This is a genomic window from Thorsellia kenyensis, from assembly GCF_042432445.1.
GTDB classification, from domain to species: domain Bacteria; phylum Pseudomonadota; class Gammaproteobacteria; order Enterobacterales; family Thorselliaceae; genus Thorsellia; species Thorsellia kenyensis.
Window position 1 is genome coordinate 17,518 of the sequence record NZ_JBHLXE010000101.1, and the last position, 18,609, is coordinate 36,126.

Consider the following 18,609-nt stretch of genomic DNA (forward strand, 5'->3'; position numbering starts at 1 on the left):
TTTAGCGTTCACTGCTATTAAAATATAAAAGTATAATAGGCGGCTGCCCAATACCCTAAAAGAGCGATGCTTCCCATTTCATTGGTTACAATCACTGATAGCGTGGATTTAGGCAAGCCTTCATGTGCATACACGACAGCCCCACTACATTTATGCAAGGCTATTCAAGCCAACTTTTGGCCGCACCAATGGAACTTTTTAGATCTGTCGAACCACTATAGTTAACGGGTTTTTAGCTAAAATTAATTAATAATCAATCGTTCTCGCACAATGATTTTAAAATAAAAAAGTTAATTATGCCGTTTCACGATCTTTAAAAGCAATAAATGAACTAAAGTTAAAGCATTGAAACCACTGAGTGTAGTGCGAAAATCCCGCTTCTTTAAAACGATTTTCATGCGTGAATAATGAATCAGGGATCATCACATTATCAAGCATACTTCTTTTTTGACTGATTTCAAGCTCACTGTATCCATTAGCGCGTTTAAAATCATGATGCATATTGAAAAGTAGCTCATCTAAAAGAGGATCTTCAAAACGAATTTTTTCCGATAAGATTAAAACGCCACCAGGAATAAGGCCCGCATAGATTTTCTTGATCAGTGCTAATCTTAATTGAGGTTGAATAAATTGCAAGGTTAAATTTAATACCACAACACTAGCATTGGTAATTTCAATATGATTGATATCCGCTTCTAATACATCAATTTCCACGTTAGAAAGATACCCTCTGACTCGTTGCTGGCATTTGTCCACCATGGCCTTAGAATTATCTACTGCGATGATTCTAACCCCATCCGTTTGTGTTGAAAAATGACCACTGATTGCTTGTCTAATTGCTAAGCTTGCTTCACCAAGCGAACAGCCTAAATCGTATATATTGCTTTCTTTCGTCACAGTTCTTGCAGCAAGCATACCAATCATGGTAATGATGTTGGAATAACCAGGGACTGAACGTTTAATCATATCAGGAAAAACATCAGCCACTTTTTCATCAAACGTCCAATCTCCAAGTTGATCGATTGGAACTGAAAATAGAGTATCTTTATTCATAAGTGTTCGAAGGAGATTAGTTAAGTAATTAGGGTTTCTATAGTATTTTATTGTCGTAGCTAGAAAATTTTGTAACCAAAAGCGTTTATAAACCCGTAAGAGGCCTTTATTGAAATGCATTAGTCGATGTAAAACATGGCTAGTTTGTTATTGCAATTTAACCAAAACCATTTTTACTACAAAATAGTATAACATGATCTTATCTATGATGCTTTCCTAGTTTTTACTGCTTTTATTCATCGCTTGTTTTAGTTAAAAATGTTAATATTATTTCATTCATGTCATAAAAAGGAGAACGAACGCGTGGAAGGAAAATTGGTATTTTGCCAAGATGGCATATTGAGATTACAAGCAGAATTTTCACCAAAGGAAACTATTCCTTTAGCCTTCATACAAAAATATCTGCAATTAAAAGACGATCCACTGTTTTTATTTGATTTTCTGAATCATCCAGTAGTGTGTGAAGAAGGCACGACCTTAGCTGATATTTTATTGGCTATTGCTCCTTGGTCCGAGTTTTTAAGTCGAATGTTAGGGATAGATATTGATGCTTATTTAACTGAAATAAGAAAGCCAACTGAGCTTGAAGTCGATCTAGAATGGATAAGTGTTTCAGCTGTAACTTTAATTGCAACCCCTGTTGTCCCTTTTGATTTTTCTAGTGAAGAAAATTTTCAATTATTTTTAAACCGTGAAGATACTTTAGCGAAAGGATTTGTTTTTGAAACAGTAATGAAAGGTTATGGTTATATTACAAACGATAAAAATGCTTATACCATAGATGGTGATATACAAGCGATTAAAAATTTACCTGTTATTATAGATCCAAATCATTACGTTATCGATTTTCAAAGTGAGATGAGCCAAAAAAGGTTATTTAACCATCGTTTCAAAGGAGTTAAAAAATTCTCCACGCATGGCAGTTTCATTGAAGCGGTACAAGATTGCTTGTTAAAAGATTTTTTAGAAGGATTACTCAAAAGAGGGCTTTACTATCCAACACCTGAAATTTCAAGGATTGAAAATGAAAAATTAGAAATTCTAACGGAGTCTTTTAGCCAAATATCAGCAGAAGAAACCTTTGATTCTAGGCAATTACTTGAGGTGATCGAGGATGAAAATGACTCAATGACAGCAGAAGATTACTCGCAAAAAATGTTGGATGACATTATGCAACAAGAAGAATTGAGCGACGTATTTGGTGATTTTATTGCTTATATTGAGGATAAAAAATATGAGTGGAGCCAAATAACCGATGCTTGCCATAAAGATAACGAATTTGACATTCGAATTGGTAAAATTAATATCGCAACTTTGCCTCAACGCAACTTACTTGATACTATTTTGCCAACGGATAAGAAAAAATAATTATTCTATTACAATAAAGTCTCTCCACGGTAAGTAATATAAATTAAACAGAGCTAGTAAGATAAAGGTAAGTAAAGTAACACTGACACCAATTTTGCGTAATCCAAAGTCATGATGCTTCAGTCCATAAGAATGAATAAGACGACTTAAAAAAGTCATTATACCTAAAACATGCAATGGTAAATAATTTGAGCTATTCATCTCAAGGGTAAGCATCAGCAAGCAAGTTGTTGGGAAAATGTCTAACGCATAGCGCTCAATTCTTATGGCAACTTGCAAATCAAAAAAACCACCGTCACCGTGCCAAATGGTGTATTGTCTACGTATTTTGATTACCTGGATTTTATAGATGGCAAGTAGTAAAGCAAAGATGGCAATATACAAAGCACTTATCATTTAACCGCTCCTTTAATTATTTTTTAATCAGTTTACCAGAAGCCAAAAACATTTAAAACAGAGGATAAAATTATGTTGATCGGTGTCCCGAAAGAAATAAAAAATCATGAGTATCGAGTAGGTCTTATTCCAAGTGGAGTAAGAGAATTAGTAAAAGCAGGTCATCACGTTTTTGTGCAAACCAAAGCGGGTTTAGACATTGGAATAACTGATGCCGAATATATAGAATCAGGGGCACAAATCCTTGGTAATGAAGCTGAAATTTTTGAAAAGGCTGAGCTCATTATTAAAGTTAAAGAACCTCAACCTGAAGAAATTAAGTTAATAAAACCGCATCATACTTTATTTACTTACCTACATCTTGCTGCAGATGAACAGCAAACAAAAGCACTTATTAATAGTCAATCTATCTGTATTGCTTATGAAACAGTTACTGATGAACAGCATATGCTTCCTCTTTTATCTCCCATGTCAGAAATTGCAGGCAGAATGGCTATTCAGGCAGGTGCTACGACATTACATAAAGCTAATGGAGGAAGTGGTGTTTTACTTTCAGGAGTACCAGGAGTGGGGGCAGGAAATGTAGTGATAATTGGTGGTGGCAGTGTGGGTAGTAATGCAGCTAGGATGGCAGTAGGTATGGGGGCAAATGTTACTTTATTTGACAAAAATATCGCTGTTCTTAGAAGGTTAGATAATGAATACCAGGGTAGAATAGATTTAGTTTTCGCTACAGAACAAAGCATTTCTAATGCACTGCAATCCGCTGATTTAGTTATTGGAGCAGTTTTAGTTCCAGGCGGAGCAGCCCCAAAAGTTGTCACTAAAGAAATGTTAAAAGTGATGAAACCAGGAAGTGTTATGGTTGATGTGGCCATTGATCAAGGTGGATGTTTTGAAACATCTAAAGCCACTACCCATGATAACCCAACATATCAAGTTGAAGGAATAGTTCATTATTGCGTAGGGAATATGCCTAGTGCTGTTGCCAGAACTGCGGCATTTGCTTTATGTAATGCTACCTTACCTTACATCCATAAGTTAGCAAAATTAGGTACGCTAGAAGCTATAAAAGTGAATAAAGGGCTTCAAGATGGGGTAAATATTTTTAGAGGTAAGGTGACTCATGAAGGTGTGAGTGCAACATTCAATTTACCATACCAGCAATTAACGTCTATTTGGTAATAAAAAACAGAGTGCTGAGTAATTAGTATTCTAGAGTTACTTCAAGTTGCAGGTGTGGTTAGGATCCTAGTGCACATTTAGTGAGCGCTAAACATTACTCAAACCTGCATCTTTATTTCTATTAAGTATAGAATTAGTTTTACAAATCATTCTGCAAATAATTTTGTGAATGTTTTACCATTTCAATATGAGAATTGATTATTAATAACACCGATTCTCATATCAAAACGAAGGAAATTTACTTAACGTTTATTGAGTTACTCTTTAATAAATGGCAAGCTTTTATCTTGGCTCAATGATAAAACTCCTGCATTAACATAAACAGATAATTTATCTCTTGTATCTGTTATATCAAGATTTCTCATGGTCAATTGACCAATTCTATCTAGTGGGGAGAATGTGGATTCTCCTTTTTCCATTGTCAAACGTTCAGGGTGATAAGTTAAATTAGGCGATACAGTGTCTAGGATTGAATAATCATTACCGCGTCTTAATTCTAATGTAACTTCTCCTGTGATAGCTTTAGCAACAAAACGCTGCGCTGCATCTCTTAACATTAACGTTTGAGAATCGAACCAACGACCTTGATACAGTAAGCGGCCAATTTTTCTACCATTTTCACGATACAACTCAATAGTATCTTCATTATGGATCCCCGTCACTAATCTTTCATAAGCAATAAATAAAAGCGCCATACCAGGGGCTTCATAAATGCCTCTACTTTTCGCTTCAATAATACGATTTTCAATCTGATCGCTCATACCAAGGCCATGGCGTCCACCTATTTTGTTTGCTTCCATAATTAAATCGGCGGCATTTTTATATTCTATACCATTCAAGGCAACCGGAATGCCTTCTTCAAAGCGAACCGTGACAGTTTCCGCTTTAATTATTACGTCATCTTTCCAAAAAGCAACACCCATAATTGGTTCGACGATATGTAGGCCTTTATTTAAAAATTCTAAATCTTTAGCTTCGTGGGTAGCGCCAAGCATATTAGAGTCCGTTGAGTAGGCTTTTTCAGCTGACATTTTGTAGTTAAATCCACTTGCGGTCATAAAAGCAGACATTTCAGCACGTCCACCTAATTCGTCAATAAATGCTTGATCTAGCCACGGCTTATATACTCGTAAATCGGGATTAACAAGTAAACCATAACGATAAAATCTTTCAATATCATTTCCTTTATAGGTACTTCCATCGCCCCAGATATTCACATCGTCTTCTTTCATTGCTGCAACAAGCATTGTACCGGTAACAGCCCGACCAATAGGGGTTGTATTAAAATAGGTTATACCGGCTGTAGAGATATGAAAAGCACCACTTTGAATAGCGGCTATTCCTTCGGCTGCGAGTTGAGGCCGGCAGTCGATTAGACGAGCTTTTTCAGCGCCATATTCTAATGCCTTTTTAGGGATACTGTCATAATCACTTTCATCAGGTTGACCAAGATTAGCAGTGTAAGCGAAAGGGATGGCATTTTTTTTGCGCATCCAATGAATTGCTGCACTGGTATCAAGCCCACCAGAGAAGGCTATTCCCACTTTTTGGTTAACAGGGATAGATTGCATAATTACTGACATAAACAAACCTTTTTTAGTTTAGGAGGACAAATGTCCTGTGAAAGTACGGAGTATGATCTTTATCTTAAAGCAAATTTTACTATGAATAGTAAACAATAAATCATGCAAATAATCAAGTAAAAAATCACTTTTATTGCATATTTATGCATAATTAAAACTGCAAATTGATATTTTTATACCTGATTAAAATGTTTGTGCCTAAAGATTAGATTTAAGATTGAATAGAAGGGTAAGAAATTGTTAAATAATTCATTTTGTTAATAGGTGCTTATTTCTAAATTGGGTTTATACTTGAGTTACTTCAATTTGTATGTGTAGATAGTTTCTCAATCCCCATTGAGTGGGGGGGTAAATAATACCAAAACCTGCATCTTGATTTGGATTGGGTATAAGCGTTTTTTAGGGACATAGCGAAGTGGTGATTAAAAAAAAATCAAACAAAAGTAAAAACCTAAAAAATTTTAATTAAATGAACAGTTAAATAATTAAGTATAAAACGTTAGAGGAAGCCTTATGATTTTGAAAAAGAATCATAAGTGAATTCTAGGATCATTTCATTAGAATAAAATGATCCTAGAGAGAAATTATTTGTTGATAGGAGAGTTACTCATCACATTTTGAATTACATCGGCCAGTTCGTTTGCTACAAATTTTGCAACATAAGCATCTGCACCCACTTTTTGCACATGATCTTCGCTTGCATTTCCAGATAGAGATGAATGTATTATCACAGGAATTTGTTTCATGTCTTTATGGGCTTTTATTTTACGGGTAAGCGTGAAACCATCCATCTCAGGCATTTCAAGATCGGTAAGAACAAGAGCAATCTCATCGGTAATACTTTTACCGTTTTTCTCTGCTGCCTCAGCCATAGATGAGATAGTATTCCAAGCATCTAAACCATTATTTTCAATTATATAAGGAAGACCTAAAGACTTCAAACTGCCCTCAATAAGAGCACGAGCAAATCCAGAGTCATCAGCAGCCAATACTTTAGCTCCAGGTTTGATAAATACACTACGCTCTTGCATTTTGCTGGCAGAATCTTCATTTTGACGACCTGGAAGCACTTCGCGCAGAATTTCTTCAACGTCAAGTACTTGAACAAGGTTTAAGCCTTTTTCATTTTCAAAACGTGCGATACTAGTTACAAATCCACCGTCAGTGTTTTGTTCAGCTGAAACGACTTGGCCCCATTCTAATCGTACAATTTCTTCAACGGCTTCTACAGCAAACGCTTGGGTTGAACGAGAGTATTCAGTGATTAAAAGGATGTTTGGTTTTTTTTCAGAAACACCTCCATTAATCATTTTAGGCAAGTCAATTACAGGGAGTACTTGGCCTCGAATTTCGGCCATTCCGAGTAGCATTTCTGGACCTCTGGCAATTTTAGTGATAGAGGGCATAACCATAATCTCTCTCACTTTAAATACATTGATGCCATAAAGTTCGTTACTGCTATCTAATCTGAAAAGGAGGAGTTCAAATTTGTTATTATTAGTTAAACTAGCGCGTTCATCGATCTCTTGCATTGAATTATATGAGTTTGACATATTTTACCTTCATATCTTCTAAATGATTTATTTTGTTAAGCTTTGAAGTAAAAGCTCTGTTATCAATCCTAAATGGATACTGAAAATTTTAGAATTAAACTTTAATAATTAAATTAGGTACTGGATCGAGTATCACTTAATATCATTCCGTTCTTTTTGATGATGCCCATTATGATTTTCCATAGTATTAAGCGCTTCATATTTTAAAGTATTAAGAATTATACCCTTTTGTCATTCTATGTTAACACAAATACATATACAGGATTTGCTTAATGTCATAGAAAAACAGATATTTCAGTTCTATTTTAACATATTCAAGTGAGTAGGTAAAAGACCTATCGGAAATAATTCGTTGTACTTTAATCAAATTGTAACAAAATATTATAGTTAGGGTTAAAGAAATCAGTTGGATATTATTGATTTCTAGTTACAAGAATATTTATCCATTTAGAATCTTTCTTATCAGAACGCTTATCTTCAGTTACCCAAATAGAATGGATGCTAAGTATATCGATTTGGGTAATTAGCTCTGTTGACAGTTTTTCATCTAAATCTAGAAAAAATCTACCATCACATGAATTTCTTTCTGTAAAGCCATATTTAAAAGACATATACATAATTCCATTTATTTTTAATGCATTGGAAAGTTTTTTTAAAATACTTACTAATTCATTTTTAGGAACATGCAAAAGACTTGCACATGCCCATATACCATCAAAAGTCTTTTCAAAATTAATATTTTTAAAAGACAGGCAATAGACTTCATCGCCGACAATTTTTGTTGCAAAACGAGCCATTGTTTCTGATGCATCAATCGATGTTACTTTATATCCCAATTTTTTAAAGGCCAAACTATCTCTGCCTGAACCACAACCAGCATCTAGAATTAAAGCTCCTTCAGGCAAATTAACTAGAAAAGGTTTATATAGTTCACTCATATCAACGCTGATTGTATTTTTTATGAAATCTTCAGCAAATTGTTCATAATAATTGTTAGTCATTAGAAATCATTTTCTCCTAGCGTATCGGTCTGCCATTCATGTATTAACAGTTGTTTTGCATGATTATAATAAGTTTGTAGGAAATTAATCCGCTCAGCTGTGTTTTTGCCTGTTTGTTTGATAAGAGTTTCTCTTAATGGATGGTGGCTAGTTATTAAATATTCATTCCTTCTGTGTAATTTAACCAAGTATTTTAGATGAATAATTTTATCAAACTTACCATTCGGTCCCCTGTTACATTCTTTACAGGATAGTACTAAATTCCAAATACCATTTAAGTTTTTAAATTCATTAAATTGAGAAAGTTTAAAGGGTAATACGTGGTCAACATCAGCGTAATTTATATCCTTTTTATTAATACTGATCTTTTGTGAGCAATAAAAACATTTCCCTTTTTGATATCCATTTAATGATGAATGAGTTGATGTAAGATTAATTCTGCGGGAAGATCTATCAAATAAAAAGTTTGTTTCGTTGTCATATTCAATTAATGATGTACTTAAATTATTATTCCAAGCAAATTCAACCAGATTCCATCTTGACTCAGTTTCATCATACAACATTTGCACTGGATTTTCTTCTACTAGCTTATATAAGTTCTCTGTAATTCGTATACTTTTCTTATGTTTTCTTTCATCAATAAAAAATAAATTTTCAATATTTTTTCCAGCTATATTATGGAATGCATCAAAAACATGATTGAACCCATACTTCAACGTACAATTTATTAATTCATCTTCATCAATTAATTTTAGATTAAAATTTTTACAAGCTTCAAGATATTTACTGTTTTTTGCGGTAATTTGACGTTCGAAATTGGTTAAATGCCTGCAAATATTTACACTAAATGGTAAGGCAATTTGCTCTAAAGTGATTAAATCATTGTTGTTATGATGAGATTCTAGTATGGCTTTTGCTAAAGCAAATTTGTAGGTGGCCGTATTTTTTCCAAAAAGAATTATTGCTCTCCAATAATTTACTTGACTAGGAGAAAAAAGGTAAAACTCTTCTTGCAAGTTAGACATGTATTTTCCTTAAAATGCATGTCCATATGCTTTGAGTTTACGATTTAAAAATGTAGATGTTAATTACTATAAAAACCCATATCAAATAAAACGATATGGGTTAATAAATCAAATGATGTGAAATACGATATTAAATTTTAAAGAAAGCAACCGCTTGAGAAAGTTTGTTTGCTTGATAATCTAATGTCTTAGTCGCATCGGCTACTGAGTATACAATACTACCATTTTCTTGGGTTACTTGATCCATCTGGTGTACTGCTTGAGAAATCAACTGAATTCCTCTGCTTTGTTCATCCGAAGCATTAGAAATTTCAGCAATGATATCATTTACTTGCACTGCGGACTCCACAATACTCGTCATTGTTTCACCTGAAGTTTCAACGAGCGCTGCACCATTTTTGATTTTTGATATTGCATCGGCAATCAGTTCGTTTATTTCTTTTGCCGCCTGAGCACTTCTTTGGGCTAAGTTACGAACCTCACTTGCTACTACTGCAAAACCTCTACCTTGTTCTCCAGCTCTTGCAGCCTCAACAGCTGCATTAAGTGCTAAAATATTGGTCTGGAATGCAATGCTATCAATTACATTCGTAATAGCTCCAATTTTTTCTGAACTTGCAGTAATCTGCCCCATTGTTTCACCAACGGATTCAGCAATCTCTCCTCCTTTTTTAGCGGTTGACGATGTTTCACTGGCTAAATTAGATGCAGAACGCGCATTATCAGCATTCAGTTTAACTGTTTGCGTAATTTCCTCCATGCTTGCAGCCGTTTGTTCTAATGAGGAGGCTTGTTGTTCAGTTTTAGCTGATAAATGATCCCCAACTCCAGCTAAATCATGTACCCCTGATACAATAATATTAGAGGATTCTCTCACGGTTTTTACTGTATCAACCAGAGAATTTTGCATTTTTTGGAAAAACTCAAAGATTTTACCTATTTCATTTTTTCCGTAATTATCTACTTGATGTGTCAAATCACCCTCAGAGATATACTCAAAATGAGAAAGAAGTTTAGTGATAGGAGCGGTAAAATAATTTCTTAACCAGTAAATAGCAAACACCACAAGTAAAATAACTACCGCAATACCTACGCTAATTTGAATGATAGCTGTACGATAGTCAGACACTTTTTCTTGTTTTTTATTTTCAATCAGCTTATCAATATTTAGTAAAAAGTCATTTAATGATTTTTCGTAAGCTTCTTGAAAGGGCTGTGGATTGAATTCCATAAAACCATCAGCACCTCTATTATCAAGAGCGAGTAGTTGTTGCTCTAAAATGTTGAGAAAAGCCATTGAGTCTTTCTCAAATTGACTTCTCAATTCTTTACCTGACTCACTTAAAATTGGAAGTGATAAAAATCTCTCTATACTCTTACGAGCCCCACTTAATTCGTATTTTGAACTTTGCATTAATCCAGGTAGCTTATCATCAAATTTATACCAAATATGAAGCATAGTGCGGTGAGATTCGATACGAGCTCTTAAAAATGCGTCTCTACTATTGGTTAATGCATCTCTTTGTTGGTTTAATAAGCTGACTTCGTCGAATTCTCTTACCGCTTTATTAACGCTATAATAGCTAAGTCCACTATTAATAAATTGTAGTGCGGCAATTAATAAGAACACAGCAATAAGACTGCTTGAGATCTTAATGTTTTTAAACATGGTAACGACTCCATAAAAATATGATGAAAAGGGTGAAAAAATCCTTGAAACTTTCCTTAGAAATGCGCTAGAACAAAGTACAGTAAAACAAACTAATTTTACACTATTGAAGCATAAATTTACAATTGGAAATAAAGTTAACTTAATTCAGAATAGGTTTGTGTTTCTTAAATAAAGTTGCAATTAAATAATTTTATCAATCACTTAATTTATCTAAATTAAGATGTATTTGTTATTTATCGGTTTAGTTTTCCATTTTTTTGAATAATCTATCCAAAAAAATAGAAAACTAACATATCAGATGAATATACCATTTTTAACTTAGAAAGAAAGCTAGCTAGGCCACTCATCATTCAAAAGCTAAAGCTATCAATCAAATGAATATGTTCAAAATTAAAGCAAGAAATATCTTTGAATCAATAGATTAAATTTGCAATTGAAAAATTTCTTTGTGTGTAATTAGGCATCTAAAATTTCGATGACCAATTATTGGAAATTGGCTGATTTTGGTAAGTCATTGCAAGATTTGTTAGTGGTAATTCTAACTTTGTCAATTAAGAATGTATTGATCTATATTAATGCAAGGTGAATAATAATATTAAATTGTTACATTTAGTATTAGACCATCTAATCTGTATAATACTAGGCAAGCACACTGTACTGGAAGACTATAAGTCTCATTTGAAATAAGTCGTTAAACTTGTTTTCATTTAGAAATTTACACTTAACATTATTTGTATTATAAATGGATGAGTAAAAAGTCAATCCAATATTTTACTTGTTTATTAATTTTAGCTAGATGAGCTTTTATATATTTACTTCAACAGTAAATATATATTAATTTTTTAAAAGTAAGTAAGTAAGCAAATTTTTACAGTAGAAATCGCAGTAAAAAGAGATGAAGCGAACTATTTAGATAGTGATTTCTCTCTCGGTTTGGATTGACTTAAAAAAATTCTACGTTGAGTTTAGTGTTACGGCATATAATAAAACGGAACTTTTAGGTTTAATATCTGTTTCATAAATTCTTTCTTAAAATACTTTGCTTTCAATTTAAAAATGAGTTGTGTTTGACCTTAATATCGTTTATTCGATTATTGATTATTAATGCAAATTTTCTTGAATGATTTTAACTAATTTATCATTTTATAAGTTAATCTCAAAAGTAGTGTGTACTACTTATCTTTATGTTTTCTGCGTGTACAGTAGTAATAGAAAGATAATAGATATTTGCTGTTTGTTTTTTTAGACTTTATTTTTAGCGTAAAGTTCTACTCATTTGGCCTTGAGTATCCACCTAATAAGGAAATCGATATAATTTAAGTGGGCTAAATTGAATGTATAAAATCTATTTATTAATTAAAGGGTAAAAGGTGGTTTTTGTGTTTATTTTTTACAGAAGAGTATTTAATTATTTAATACAATCGATGCTTTTATTTTCTATTTTTTTCTTTTGCGTATCTTCAACTTTATATGCTTCAGAGGGAAAAAGCAGCAATTCATCAGCAACTGAACAGACACAGCCGACCTTTGAGGCGAAATCAGCCCAAAAATCCCTAAAAGATCTTAAGGTAGCCCTTGCAAATGCAACCACAACGATTGAAATTGACAAATTGTCAGAAGATACCCAAGTCATCATAAAAAAAATTGATGAATTCATTGCTTATCAAAAAATGCAATTAGAAGCACTAAATACTTCTTTAATTGCTTTAAGTGAATTAAAACCTATCGAGGTAGAACCAGAAAAAAATGATGAAGTAGTTCAACAAGCTGATGACAAAATAATTTCTCAAAAAAGAGAACGTATTTTAAAAGAACAAGACAAAATAAATTTATCTATAAATGAGGCTACTGAGCTAAAATCACTTGCAAATGAAGTTTTGCAAGAAATAGCAAGAGTCAGACAGCAGAAATTTAAAAGCCAGCTAACCACGAAAAATGCTTCGGTGCTAAGTTTTAAATTTTGGCAGCCTATCCTTGAACCAACCCAAGCTCAAAGTAATCGATTTAAGCATTTTAGTAATAAATTTACAGAATCTATTGCAACAGTGTTAGATGGAATTAGCTTTAACTTAATTTATGTTGTTGGTGCCGTTCTATTTTGGTTTATTGTAAGGCTATTCCTTGAGCGTGTTTTATATCAATTCTCTATTAAATATATCCCTTTTGGGCGATTCAGAAGAAGTTTTTTATTAGCTGCTCTTCCTTTTTTTACTGTTCTAGCAACTTTAATTGCGCTTAACCTTCTTTTTAAACCCATTACTTCTCAATTAGACGTTTCAGTTTTGGTGCTTGATTTTATTGAAGGATTTATAGAGTTAGCAGGTTTTTGCGCCCTAGTTACAGGGCTTGGAAGGGCATTTTTAGCTAATAGAATTCCGTCAAGAAGATTGATAGATTTACCCAATAATATAGCCAAAGAACTGACCTATTTTCCTGTGTTGATAGCTGTTGTCGCTCTGTCATTTGGGACTATCGAAATTATTAATAACGTTACGGGAGTCATTGTTGGGCTGACGGTATGGACAACGGGATTGAGTGCCCTAATTATTGCATTATTAATTATAGTTTATCCTATCAGAATTTATCATACTCACAGTAATGATGAAGAGTTAAATAACAGCTCAAAGAAAGGCATGATCCATGTTCTCTTATTATTTAGTTCGTTGTTTATTATTATCACATCAATTTTAGGCTATATTTCATTATCTAGTTATGTTGCCTATCAAACTCTTTGGATAATGATTGTTATTTTGGGTTATTATGGTTTAAAACAATTTTCTAAAGACTTTTGGCAAGCCATTTTTTATCCATCTAATCCCAGTGCTAAGTTAATTAAACAAACGCTTAATCTTAATGATAAGCTACTTGAGCAAATTAAAATCATCTTAACGGCCTTGTCCCACTGTGCTCTTTTGCTGGGAATGATTATGGCACTCTTAAATGGTTCTTTTAGTGGGGCAACAACCCAAACGCTATTTGATAAAGTACTCAATTTATTAACTGCAAATGGCCTAGAAGGATTTGGGATAGTGCCGCAAAATTTAACTAATGCAGTTGTTATTTTGTTTATTAGTATTTATGTATTAAGTGTCTCTAAAAAGTGGCTAAGTAAAGAGTTCCTCCCTAAAACGTCTCTTGATATTGGTATATCAGCTTCATTAGTGACTTTGTATAGTAACATCGGTTATGTGCTTATTATCATGTTCACGTTAGCAGCTTTAGGGATTGAATGGAGTAAACTTGCTTGGATTGTCAGTGCATTATCCGTAGGTATTGGTTTTGGATTACAAGAAATTGTTAAAAATTTTATTTCAGGCATTATCTTATTAACAGAAAGACCAGTGAAAGTAGGGGATAGTATTGGTATTGCCGGTATTGAAGGTGATATTAAGAGAATTAATGTTAGAGCGACTGAAATCCAATTAAGCGATCGGTCGACGGTAATAGTTCCTAATTCACAATTGATTGCTCAAAATGTAAAAAATAACTCAAAAAATAACCCTAAAGGAGTTGTTTCGATTGAGCTAAATTTTGCCATTGATAGTGATCCTGAACTTATTCAGTCTTTGTTATTAGACGCCTATCGTTCTCATTCATCAATCCTAGCAGAGCCGACCCCAGAAGTGCGTTTTAGCCAATTGAATAGTAGCGAGATTAATTTGACTGTCACGGGTTCAGTTCAGAGTCCTCGACTTGTTGGAAAAACAAAAAGCGATCTCTTGTTTATTATCTTAAAAGAGTTGAGGGTTTCGGGTATCTATCCTAGTGCTGAAGAGAGAACACCTAAAGCATAATTTAGAGTGAAACTGAATTTTCTCACACAATAAGAAAGTCCACCTTAACAAGAGTTATCTGACTAGCGATACCATTTCATGAAAGTTGTGTGAAGATATGCCCTAAGTGAGTTATTTTTATAACCCACTTAGGGATAAAAGCCCACTAATCACATCGAAAGATAAACATAATTTAATATGACATTTGAAATTGCACTACCTATGTCAATACAGTCTTTCTCTAGATACTTCTCATGAGTAGTGGCTATTAGGAAAAATAAAAATGTAGACATTTAAATTATTGAGATTCAAATGCCATCCTAATCAAAGATTGAACGCTTTCAATATCCGCTAATTGCTCTTGGCAATATTTGTTATTAATTTCTTTATCTGACTCGCTGAAACTATTATGTTGCATTCTTGATGTAGCTACATCATTACGATATTGCGCAGTTTGATCGGGCGATATACCTTCTTTGTTCAATGTCTCGTAGAATTTATCCATTTCATCAAAAAAATTTGTACAAGCGTCATTTGCAAGCACTGAACCTGATAATGCTAAAAATAACCCACCAATAATAAGTTTTGATTTCATCACTCAGCCTTTTAAATAAATAATTTGTTGATATAAAAAACCTATCGCTTTTAAGCTTTACAGGTTTTAGTTACATGTCTAAATTTTACAGTTTATTCATGTCTGTATATGTTATGATAAACATAAATAAATGCAAATAATTATTAATGATTTGGAGTACTTTGAAGTGATTTGAAGTGATTTTTGAATTTAATAAATATTCATTTTGCACCGATTTAGTGATAAAAAAATTAAACCATTAATTATAAAAAATAAAATCAAGATTTGTGCATTGGTATTACTTAATGCTCATTGAATGGGCATAAGGATAATTTCTGCACCTGCAACTTGACGTAACTTTAGTATATAAACATCTCTAAGGATAAATTTATGACAACAAACGCAGTACTGACAGGGCAAGCTTTAATAGAATGGTTAAAGGCGCAATTGAATTTTTTTTATAATAACCCAGAGGGATTAGAAAGCCAAGATTTGATTAATATCTTAAAAGGAGCGCTTGAAAGTACCGAATGCCTCCCTGATACACCCGAGAGTCTATTTGATTATCACCGTCTTTATATCGCAATCAACGAAAGTGAAGCAGCAATTAAGATGCTAGAACAATTTGAAAATTCCATTTTTAATTCTTTAGATAATCTTGAACAAAGCTATTTTTCTATCATGGTTTCTTATTGGAAAACTAATCTTTTTGCTACTGTAGATAAGAATAAATTTATTTCTCAAAGCGCTATTTTAATCGATAAAATGTTTGCCTATCCAAATAGAGAAGATATTGATTTTATTTGGGAGAAACTAATTGATGGGTGTGCGTTTTTAGGTCTTTGGGATATTTATCGTAAATATTATCGCTTAAAAATTGAGTTCAATCCTATCTTTGCTGAAAATTCATCTCACTATAATGAAGGTCAGTTAACTATTTTAATTCAAGATTGTCGTTCTTTCTCTAACGAAGGTAGGAAAGATGAGGCTTTAAATTCTGCTCGTAAAGTTATAGATTTATTAAAAGAATCCACTAATAAATCTGAAATTTCTGAGCAAATCTGGATTGATAATGCTAATGCGATTGTTCATTTTGTTCCCGAAGTCATCGATGAAATGATTAGCCATATTAATCAGTTTCTTCATGATGATTGGCATATTGCTAAAAAACGAGATTTGAACATAAAAGTATCTCAAATTGAAGCGAGAAAAAAATATGCCGAAAATAAACTGGATGAAGCAATTACAATTGGACTAGAATCAAATTATCAGTTATCAATAGATCGCAATTATTATTTTACACTATCTTTAATTGATTGGTTAATAGAAGCTAATCAAATGATTAAAGCGGCTCGAATTGCTATGAATGCAGTATTGTGGGATTTAAATAGAGTAAATAATTATGCGGTTGAACTTGCATTTAAATATAAATCCGTGCATCCATTAGTGGAATGGTATGTCATTTTGTGTTTTTATTATGATGAATTAATTCAAAATGCATCTAATGAGCAGGCTTCAGTTTATCCGATATCCAAAACGCAACTAGAAATGTATCAGGTTGGATTTCAAGAAGCTTATGAAGCTGCAAAAAATCTTGATGCTCAACACCCAAGTTTGCAAGTACTAGACTTATATTTATTAAGACAAAGAAAAAGTCAAATAGGAGAAAAAGAATATCATCAAGAAATTATCCAGAAGTGCGAAACTTATTTCTCTAATCCCAGCAATTTTCGCTCGAAAAGTAATATTTGTGCTTATTATCGTTCAAAAGCTTATATTGAGGGAATTGAATCAGTTCTTAGCGGTGAAATAATTATGGCTAGTGATGCCACTGAAAATTTTTTGGTAGCAACCGATCTCTTTTTATCTGATGATGAGTGGGCGCATTATGTTGATAATCGACGTGAAATCGCTTGTTTGCAAGTTAAGTTTCAGCAATTTGCAAAAAAACAATTTGAGACTTTTTTTGAAAGTGGAGTAGGTCATTTTAGAGATGCTAATATTCATAACTATTCCATGCTTCTTAGAAATATATGTGTTGAACTGTGCGAAAATTATTACAGAACGCCAGAGGAGCTCATTGAAAGTTCCAAATTAGCTATTGAGTTATCTCACATGGCTATTTCCATTTCCTCTTTTGCAGAACATTATTATGGTGTGTTTGTAGCTTATGAAAATCTAAAAGATGAAAATGCGATGATTGATTCGGCGGAAAAACTTTGGCAGTATTCTGTTAAATATGGTTTTAGTCGTTTTATGCCCCAAAAAATAGCAAACAAGATTGTCAGATTTCTGCATACTCAAGGTCGCTACAAAGAAATTCAAATTTGGATGCAACGATTAGAGCAATGGTATAGTTACTTGGATGAAGCTCAGAAGAAAGAACAACAAGAAAGTTATTTCTTTAATCGAATTTATCTGTTGAGCCATATTGTATCTATACAACCAGAAGAGAGCGCACTATGGTTAGAAAAAGAGATTAATTCAAATCCACCTTACTGGGAGAATGATGAAACGACGGCATTAAATATAGCTTGCATTTATCGTGATTTAAATCAGATGGATAAAGCTATTGAGTTTTATCAATTGGCGATTGAAATAGCAAAGAAATATGATTATCAGCCAGTGATTGAAGTAGCGGAGCGAAATTTAGAAACAATTCGAATTAATCAACAGGCTAATAAACAAATAAGTCAAAAACCATGGTGGAAATTCTGGTAAGAAACTCATTTTATGTAGCTTTTAAATAAGCCGATGTAAATATTCAATTCTGATCCAACTCTTTTTAATGGATTGAATCAGTAAAATGTGAATTATATGTTTAAGTTAATTTTCTATTAAAATCAAGTGTATATTGAGTGTTGATGTTGGAGCGACCAGCTGGGGGCTAATTCAATCACATGGTAAATTGCTATAAGTTCTTCGAGTTTATCAGAAAAAAATAAGTTGAACTGCAATAAGGTTTCTGCCCAATTATTGATAGGCATTGTTCATTTCTCAGATGCTTTTTAGAACCCCAGCTGTCACACTAGTCTTCCTTTAAACATTCAAAGAATTGAGTAGATAGAATGGTCAAGTTTTTCTGTATCGACTTTTTAGGAAATACTAAGATTGACAGAACAGCATCAAATACAATGCCATTACTACAACTTTCCACAGGGCGCTTCGCAATAAATTCCTTATCGCAAGTAGAACAATGATATACAGGTAGTTTCGTTTGAATAAAACATTAGAACGCCATAAAATCCATGTGCCGCCAAGCATCTTCATGGTAAGAAATGACTTCTGAAGACTTTTTAACTGTCTTTCCGCACTATATTTTATAATTATTTCTTAGGTTAAAAATAGTCATTTTTTAATCTCTCTATATATTGACTCGTAGGGTTCTCCTAGCAGTCTAATTATATGTCTATGTTCTTCATCAAT

12 protein-coding genes are annotated in these 18,609 nt (G+C 33.0%); 4 read left to right on the forward strand and 8 right to left on the reverse strand.

From position 1 onward, the window contains the following. Nucleotides 1–294: 294 nt before the first annotated feature. Nucleotides 295–1,053, reverse strand: a complete 759-nt coding sequence (cmoA, locus tag ACFFIT_RS10330; RefSeq protein WP_385877589.1) for a carboxy-S-adenosyl-L-methionine synthase CmoA — start codon at nt 1,051–1,053, stop codon at nt 295–297. Nucleotides 1,054–1,356: 303 nt separating this feature from the next. On the opposite strand from cmoA, the gene ACFFIT_RS10335 reads away from it, so the two are divergent. Then, on the forward strand, nt 1,357–2,421 hold the full coding sequence (locus ACFFIT_RS10335; protein ID WP_385877590.1) for a hypothetical protein: 1,065 nt from the start codon (nt 1,357–1,359) through the stop codon (nt 2,419–2,421). Here the strand turns inward: ACFFIT_RS10335 and ACFFIT_RS10340 are convergent, their stop codons facing one another. Next, a complete protein-coding gene (locus tag ACFFIT_RS10340; RefSeq protein ID WP_385877591.1) occupies nt 2,422–2,817 on the reverse strand; it encodes an MAPEG family protein in 396 nt (131 codons plus the stop codon). A gap of 72 nt (nt 2,818–2,889) precedes the next feature. On the opposite strand from ACFFIT_RS10340, the gene ald reads away from it, so the two are divergent. Next, on the forward strand, nt 2,890–4,002 hold the full coding sequence (ald, locus tag ACFFIT_RS10345) for an alanine dehydrogenase (RefSeq protein WP_385877592.1): 1,113 nt from the start codon (nt 2,890–2,892) through the stop codon (nt 4,000–4,002). A gap of 257 nt (nt 4,003–4,259) precedes the next feature. Here the strand turns inward: ald and argG are convergent, their stop codons facing one another. The 5 genes from argG to ACFFIT_RS10370 form a co-directional block, all read right to left on the reverse strand. Beyond that, the gene (gene argG, locus ACFFIT_RS10350; RefSeq protein WP_385877593.1) at nt 4,260–5,585 is read right to left on the reverse strand and encodes an argininosuccinate synthase; all 1,326 of its coding nucleotides are present in this window, start codon (nt 5,583–5,585) and stop codon (nt 4,260–4,262) included. 584 nt (nt 5,586–6,169) lie between these two features. Beyond that, nucleotides 6,170–7,138 (reverse strand): chemotaxis protein, encoded by a 969-nt coding sequence (locus ACFFIT_RS10355; RefSeq protein WP_385877594.1) that lies wholly within the window; start codon nt 7,136–7,138, stop codon nt 6,170–6,172. Nucleotides 7,139–7,551: 413 nt separating this feature from the next. After that, complete coding sequence (locus ACFFIT_RS10360) at nt 7,552–8,139, reverse strand: class I SAM-dependent methyltransferase (RefSeq protein WP_385877595.1); 588 nt, start codon at nt 8,137–8,139, stop codon at nt 7,552–7,554. Further along, nucleotides 8,139–9,164, reverse strand: coding sequence for an HNH endonuclease domain-containing protein (locus tag ACFFIT_RS10365; RefSeq protein WP_385877596.1), 1,026 nt, complete (start codon nt 9,162–9,164; stop codon nt 8,139–8,141). The genes ACFFIT_RS10360 and ACFFIT_RS10365 overlap by 1 nt, the downstream gene beginning before the upstream one ends. Before the next feature lie 130 nt (nt 9,165–9,294). Continuing rightward, the gene (locus tag ACFFIT_RS10370) at nt 9,295–10,833 is read right to left on the reverse strand and encodes a methyl-accepting chemotaxis protein (protein WP_385877597.1); all 1,539 of its coding nucleotides are present in this window, start codon (nt 10,831–10,833) and stop codon (nt 9,295–9,297) included. A 1,382-nt stretch (nt 10,834–12,215) separates the two neighbouring features. Here ACFFIT_RS10370 and ACFFIT_RS10375 point away from each other — a divergent pair. Next, the gene (locus ACFFIT_RS10375) at nt 12,216–14,630 is read left to right on the forward strand and encodes a DUF3772 domain-containing protein (protein WP_385877598.1); all 2,415 of its coding nucleotides are present in this window, start codon (nt 12,216–12,218) and stop codon (nt 14,628–14,630) included. Between the two features lie 277 nt (nt 14,631–14,907). On the opposite strand, the gene ACFFIT_RS10380 is transcribed toward ACFFIT_RS10375, so the two are convergent. Further along, complete coding sequence (locus tag ACFFIT_RS10380; protein WP_385877599.1) at nt 14,908–15,204, reverse strand: hypothetical protein; 297 nt, start codon at nt 15,202–15,204, stop codon at nt 14,908–14,910. 369 nt (nt 15,205–15,573) lie between these two features. Between ACFFIT_RS10380 and ACFFIT_RS10385 the strand changes: the two genes are divergently transcribed. Beyond that, entirely contained in the window at nt 15,574–17,904 is a 2,331-nt protein-coding gene (locus ACFFIT_RS10385) for a tetratricopeptide repeat protein (RefSeq protein ID WP_385877600.1), read from the forward strand. The last annotated feature ends 705 nt before the right edge of the window (nt 17,905–18,609 follow it).

What these genes read in the sequence shown, in the direction of transcription:
- ACFFIT_RS10370 (WP_385877597.1), bottom strand. Translation starts at nt 10,833, where the DNA reads ATGTTTAAAAACATTAAGATCTCAAGCAGTCTTATTGCTGTGTTCTTA.
- argG (WP_385877593.1), bottom strand. Translation starts at nt 5,585, where the DNA reads ATGTCAGTAATTATGCAATCTATCCCTGTTAACCAAAAAGTGGGAATA.
- ACFFIT_RS10380 (WP_385877599.1), bottom strand. Translation starts at nt 15,204, where the DNA reads ATGAAATCAAAACTTATTATTGGTGGGTTATTTTTAGCATTATCAGGT.
- ACFFIT_RS10360 (WP_385877595.1), bottom strand. Translation starts at nt 8,139, where the DNA reads ATGACTAACAATTATTATGAACAATTTGCTGAAGATTTCATAAAAAAT.
- ald (WP_385877592.1), top strand. Translation starts at nt 2,890, where the DNA reads ATGTTGATCGGTGTCCCGAAAGAAATAAAAAATCATGAGTATCGAGTA.
- cmoA (WP_385877589.1), bottom strand. Translation starts at nt 1,053, where the DNA reads ATGAATAAAGATACTCTATTTTCAGTTCCAATCGATCAACTTGGAGAT.
- ACFFIT_RS10385 (WP_385877600.1), top strand. Translation starts at nt 15,574, where the DNA reads ATGACAACAAACGCAGTACTGACAGGGCAAGCTTTAATAGAATGGTTA.
- ACFFIT_RS10340 (WP_385877591.1), bottom strand. Translation starts at nt 2,817, where the DNA reads ATGATAAGTGCTTTGTATATTGCCATCTTTGCTTTACTACTTGCCATC.
- ACFFIT_RS10355 (WP_385877594.1), bottom strand. Translation starts at nt 7,138, where the DNA reads ATGTCAAACTCATATAATTCAATGCAAGAGATCGATGAACGCGCTAGT.
- ACFFIT_RS10365 (WP_385877596.1), bottom strand. Translation starts at nt 9,164, where the DNA reads ATGTCTAACTTGCAAGAAGAGTTTTACCTTTTTTCTCCTAGTCAAGTA.